The organism is Kineococcus gurbantunggutensis (genome assembly GCF_050871925.1).
GTDB lineage: Bacteria > Actinomycetota > Actinomycetes > Actinomycetales > Kineococcaceae > Kineococcus.
In genome coordinates, this window is the sequence record NZ_JBJLSG010000234.1 from 1 (window position 1) to 5,436 (window position 5,436).

Consider the following 5,436-nt stretch of genomic DNA (forward strand, 5'->3'; position numbering starts at 1 on the left):
AGGCGGAGATCTCCTCGGTCGCGGCGGAGACGACCTGGGACTGGCTGGAGGCCTGCACCGCCCCGGAGGACAGCTGGGTGGCCACCGCGGAGAGCTCCTCGGAGGAGGCGGCCAGGGTGGTGGAGGCGCCGGCGATGCGGCGCATGGTGCCGGTGAGGTTGTCCATGGTGGCATCCACCGCGGCGGCCAGCTGGCCGACCTCGTCACGAGCGCTGTGGTGCACGCGCTGGTCCAGGCGGCCGTGGGCCAGGCCCTGCACGACGGTGAGGGTGCGGGCGACCGGTCGGGAGATGGAGCGGGCCACCGAGGTCGCCACCACCGCGGCGACCAGCAGCGCCAGCGCGCCGATGAGCAGCAGGACGAGCACCGCCCGGTGGTAGTCCTCGCCGCCGGCGGCGGCCATGTCCGCGGCGGCCTGCGTCTCCTCCTGGGCCATCTCGGTCAGGTGGGTCATGTACTCGTCGGTGATGGGCGTGGTGGTCGTCGCCCGCAGGGCGATGAAGCCGGCCACGTCGTTGGCCTGCACGAGCGGGATGAGGTCCTCGCGCGCGCTGCGGTACCGGCTCAGCAGACCGGCCAGCTCGTCGCGCTGGGCCGGGCTGGTGCTCGGGGAGGAGGCCAGGTAGGCCTGCCACGCCTGGTCGTACGCGGCGTCGCTGGCGGCCATCTTCTCCAGCGCGGCCTGGGTGCCTCGGGCGTCCAGGGCCAGTGCGGCGTTGGCCAGGTCCATGCGCACGCTCAGGTACGCCACCTGCACCTGCCCGATGGTCCGCACCGAGGCCATCCCGCTGCCGGAGAGCGTCTGCAGGTTCGCCTGGGAGGAGCCCAGCCGGTTGATGCCCACCGCGACCACCGCGGCCAGCAGCAGGCACACCACCCCGAAGGCGGCGAACAGCTTGGGCGCGATCTTCAGGTTGCGCACAGCGGACATCGGCGACTCCTTCACCGGTACGGCGTCGAGCCGGTGCGGCATCGACCTGTGAGCGGGTCATCGGCACCGCCCGGCACCCGCTGAAGAACCCACCCCCGGAACCCGCCCGCCCGTGGCCGTCGAGGTGCGTGCCGAGGGCCAGGTGCCCGCCGGGCGCGAACCCGCGTCGTCACCTCCACGCGCTGCGCAGGGCGCGAGGATCACGGGGTGCTCCCGCCGGTCGACGCGGGAGCGCTCGAGGAGGGGCCGCCGGGACGGCGGGACCGGGCGCTGCGGGCCAGACCGAGGACGACGTCGAGGACGAGGAAGACCAGCAGCGAAACCCCCAGCAGCGGCAGCGCCCACCCGAGCGCGAGGGTCACCGGGACCACGGCCACCAGTACCGGCACCGGCACCCGCCGCCACGCGCCGCGGTGGGCGGGCGGGCCGACCGACAGGCGCCGGGCGGGGTCGGGACGACGCTGCCACCACATCCGGTAGCCCCACACGATGACCGCGCTCAACCCCAGCCCCAGCACGAGCAGCGCCAGCTGGTTGCCCCACCCGAAGGAACCCGTGTGCAGGTCGATGCCCCAGCGGGCCAGCTTGGCCGGAAACGGGTGGTCCTCGAAACGCACGACGTCCAGGACCCGACCGTGCAGGTCTCCCCCCGCGGTGGTGCTCACGGCGACGGCGGCGGAGTCGACCCGGGTGCGCAGGGAGCGGTCGATCTCGTCGACCCTCCACGCCGCGCCGGCCCCGGCGGGGGCCTTCACCTCGATCCTGCCGGCGGTCAGCCCCGCCTCGCGCGCGGTGGCCAGGACCTCCGCGAACGCGGGCGGGCTCACCGCTGCGGGCGCGCCGGTTGGCAGGCCGGCCACGCCGGCACCCCCGGCCCCGGGGGCACCCGGGTCACCGCCGGGAGCAGACCCGTGCCCCTCGTGCCCGGTGTGCCCCTCGTGCCCGGCACCGGGCAGGGTCGTGTCCACCGCCGGGGTCTCCCAGGACAGGGCGCTGCGCAGCTCGCTGACGCGGGCGCCGGCGTGGGCCGACCACGTCAGCCCCGTCGCGGACAGGGCCAGCAGCCCCACCGCGATCCAGGTGCCGACCACGGCGTGCAGGGCGCGGGTGCGGCCCCGGCCACCCCGGCCGGCTCCCGCCCCGCCGCCGCGGGGCGCCAGGACCTGCCGCAGCGCGCCGCCGCGCCGGCCCGCGGGCCCACCGTCGCCGGCGGTCCCGGTGGTAGCGGCAGTTGCGGAGCGGCGTGCGCCGACCTGGCGGGCGACCCACAACCCCACCCCGGACAGCGCCAGCACCCACGACCACGAGGCGGCCAGCTCGCTGTACAGGCGCCCGGGCTCGCCCAGGTGCAGGTCGCGGTGCAACTGGTCCACCCACGTCCTCAGCGGCAGGACCCCGCTGGTCCCGTACACCGTCAGCTGCCCGCGGACCTCACCGGTGCCGGGGTCGACGAAGACGGCGGTGCGCTCGGACTCGCCCGAGGACGGGTCGGAGAACAGCACCCGGGTGGTGTCCGAGGCCGTGGGGGCGGGCCGCACCGCGACGGGTTCGGCCCCGCCGCGGGCGTCGACGGCGTTCTGGACCTGCTCGGCCAGCGGGAGCCGGGAGGCCGAGGGGGTGACGTGCAACTGGTCGCGGTAGAGGGCCTCCTCGAGCTGCGGGGTGGCGGCGTACAGGGTGCCGCTGAGCGCGGCCACGAGCAGGAACGGGGCGATGAGCACCCCGGCGCAGAAGTGCAGGCGCAGCACCAGCGGGCGCACCCGCGCCCACGTCGACGGTGTCGGCGGGGTGGGCGGCGCGGGTGCCGGGCAGGTCCCGGGAACAGGGGTGAGCAGGTCGTCGGCGGACACGGTGGGTCTCCTCACGAGAGGTGCCCGTCGGCGGCGCGGTGCGCGGCCTCCCCCTGCCGTCCACGGCGCGCGACGTCGCAGCGCGACGACGCCGCGGCGCAGGACGTCGCAGCACACGCGCGCGGCGAGGCGCGGAGCGCTGGAGCAGCCCGGCGCGCCGGGACCGGTCGGACCGGTGGCGGGGAGGTGGCCAGGACGCGCCGCCCGGTGGGCGGGGTGGTCGAGGTGGTCGGCGGTGACCTCGCACGCGCCGCCCGCGACCACCGGCGCTGCGGGTCCCCGACGGGACCGGCGGCGACCGGTGCAGGTTCAGGCGCGCGCGAGGGGCACCGGTGGACCGCGCCGGAGCAGGCTCCGGCCGAGGAGCACCTCGTGCACCGGCCGGCGCTCCAGGGCCGCCCGGGGCGCGCGGGGCAGGCGCCCCGCGACGGGCTGGAGGGGCGCGAGCAGGAGCACCACCAGCGGCGACAACCACGCCCACAACCGCCACAGCGCGCGTTCGGCGCCGGCCAGGACCAGCGCGGCGAGGACGGTGGCCACCACGTGGGCGACGAGCATGGGCGTCAGCACCCAGGGCCCGACCTCGACCCCGGCGGCGCCGGCGGCGTGCACCGCGCCCACCGCCGGCGAGACCGTGCCGTGCGGGGCCGCCGACGGCGCGGCCGTCCACGACGCCCCCGCGGCCAGGGCGTGCGCGTGGGCCAGCCGGCCCACCGGCACCGCGTTCAGCGCCCCGGCGTCCAGCGGCCCGGTGCGGGCGGAGTCCAGCGCCGTGAACACCCGGTGCAGGAGCCACTGGCCACCGGCCAGCAGCGCGAACACCCCGGGAGCGCTCAGCCGCCAGCGGGTCAGCAGGTGCACGGCCAGCGCCACGGCCACCACCACGGCACCCGCCACCGGCCCGGAGGGCGCGTGCCCGCCGCCGGCGACGTGGGCGGTGGCGGCCAGACCGACGACCACGACCGTCACCACGGCGCTGCGCACCCCGCGCAGCACGCCGGTGGTCGGTCGGTCCACGGCGTCAGCGTAGAGGCACCGCGCTCGCCCACGACGCCGCGCCGGACTCGGGTCGAGCCGCTGCGCCGCCGTTCCGCACGCCCCCGGGACCGCTCGCGGTGCGCGGGGGCGAGCGGTCCCGCGGACGGGTGGGGAACTCCAGCCGGGGGCCCGAGCGGGTGCCCCCTCATGCGGACACCGCCTCAGCGGGACGACGCCTCGCGCAGGCGGCGCTGCTCGACCGCCCGCTCGAAGGGGGTGTCCCCCGACGGGCGCAGGTCGCCGAGCTGGGCGAAGAGCTCGGCGATCCCGGCGGAGTCGTGGTGGCGCGCGAGGACCGCGAGCTCGGGGTCCGACTGGGCCAGGACCTCGCGGAAGCGCGCCTCGGCCGGCGGCCCGAGCCGGTCGTAGATCGACACGAAGACCGCCTGAGCCCGCTGCCGGGGCCAGTCGGCGGGCAGCAGGGCCTGGGGCAGGTCCGGGTCGGTCTCGGGGAAGCGCCGCCAGTCCACGCGCAGCTCCGTGCGCGCGCGCAGCGCCTCGGCCGGACCGGTGCGCCCGTGCTCGACGGCGGCGAGCAGGGGCTCGTAGCGCCGGGTGAACTCGCGGTACTCCTGCGCCAGCGGTTCCAGGTCGAAGGCCGCCCGGAGACCGGAGGAGGTGGTGCTGAGCACCTCGCTGGCGCGCAGCACGGCGGACGCGCGAACGCCCAGCTCGTCCAGCAGGGCACGGGCCGCCGCGGCGCTGTCGTGGGGGCAGACCCATACGCCGTCGTGCAGCGCGGCGAAGCGCAGCAGCCGCAGGCGGGCCCGCAGCGCGGCGCGCAGCTCGCGGGCCCTCTCGGGCACCGAGAAGGTGACCACGGTCCACGTCCCGTCCCACGGCGGGGGCTGGGCGCCGAAGGTCAGCAGCCGGTGGGTGCGCTGCACGACGACCGCAGCGGTGCGCGCGGGGATGCCGTAGGCCGTCGCGCGTCCGCTGCGCCTCACCGTGAGCAGGCCCCGGGAGGCCAGGCGCCGCATGGCCGCACGCGCGCCGTCGGCGCTGGTGCCGAACTCGGCCAGCAGCCGCACCAGGGCGCTGGAGGGGATGTGCTCGTCGCGCCAGTACCAGAAGTCCCCCAGCAGCGAGGTGAGCAGCAGCTGCGGCTCGGGACCGGTGCGGGCGCGCGGCAGGTCGCTCCGCTGCACGCTCCGCCTCCTCCTGCACCGCCCGGCCGGGCGCACCACAGTACGCACCGCGGTCGGGGACGCGGCGGTGGTCCACGGTTGACACGCGCGACAGGAGGCTGGACGCTCGTCACCGCAACAGGCGCCATTCGGCGTCGGCGTCCGGGGAGTGCACCGTCGCACCGGGACGACGACGCCCCGCGGCGCCGGGCCAGTGGACCCGCCCCCGGGCGGGTCACCGGTGCGCCGACGTCGAGGCGGCGCACCGCTCCCCCAGGACGTGGACATGGAGCCGGCATGAAGCGCACCACCGCGAGGATCCGCACCGCCGCCGCAGCGATCGCCCTCACCGGCGTCCTGACCGGGACCGGGGGGAGGGGGGGGGGGGGGGCGGGGGGGGGGGGCGGGGGGGCGGGGGGGGGGGGGGGGGGGGGGGGGCGTGGGGGGTGCGGGCTTAACGCTGCAGCGCTCTGCACGCGCACCCGACGGC

General features: G+C 77.6%; 4 protein-coding genes. All 4 read right to left on the reverse strand.

Translation table 11 applies throughout. From position 1 onward, the window contains the following. Positions 1–931 (reverse strand): Tar ligand binding domain-containing protein (locus ACRYR7_RS23940; RefSeq protein ID WP_432574779.1); only part of this gene is annotated, 931 nt, incomplete at its 3' end. A 200-nt stretch (positions 932–1,131) separates the two neighbouring features. Next, positions 1,132–2,781 carry a PepSY-associated TM helix domain-containing protein gene (locus ACRYR7_RS23945; RefSeq protein ID WP_432574780.1) on the reverse strand — a complete coding sequence of 550 codons (1,650 nt, stop codon included), beginning with the start codon at positions 2,779–2,781 and terminating at the stop codon, positions 1,132–1,134. A gap of 309 nt (positions 2,782–3,090) precedes the next feature. Continuing rightward, a complete protein-coding gene (locus ACRYR7_RS23950) occupies positions 3,091–3,798 on the reverse strand; it encodes a hypothetical protein (RefSeq protein WP_432574782.1) in 708 nt (235 codons plus the stop codon). Positions 3,799–3,980: 182 nt separating this feature from the next. Beyond that, the gene (locus tag ACRYR7_RS23955) at positions 3,981–4,967 is read right to left on the reverse strand and encodes a PaaX family transcriptional regulator (RefSeq protein WP_432574783.1); all 987 of its coding nucleotides are present in this window, start codon (positions 4,965–4,967) and stop codon (positions 3,981–3,983) included. Between the last annotated feature and the right edge of the window lie 469 nt (positions 4,968–5,436).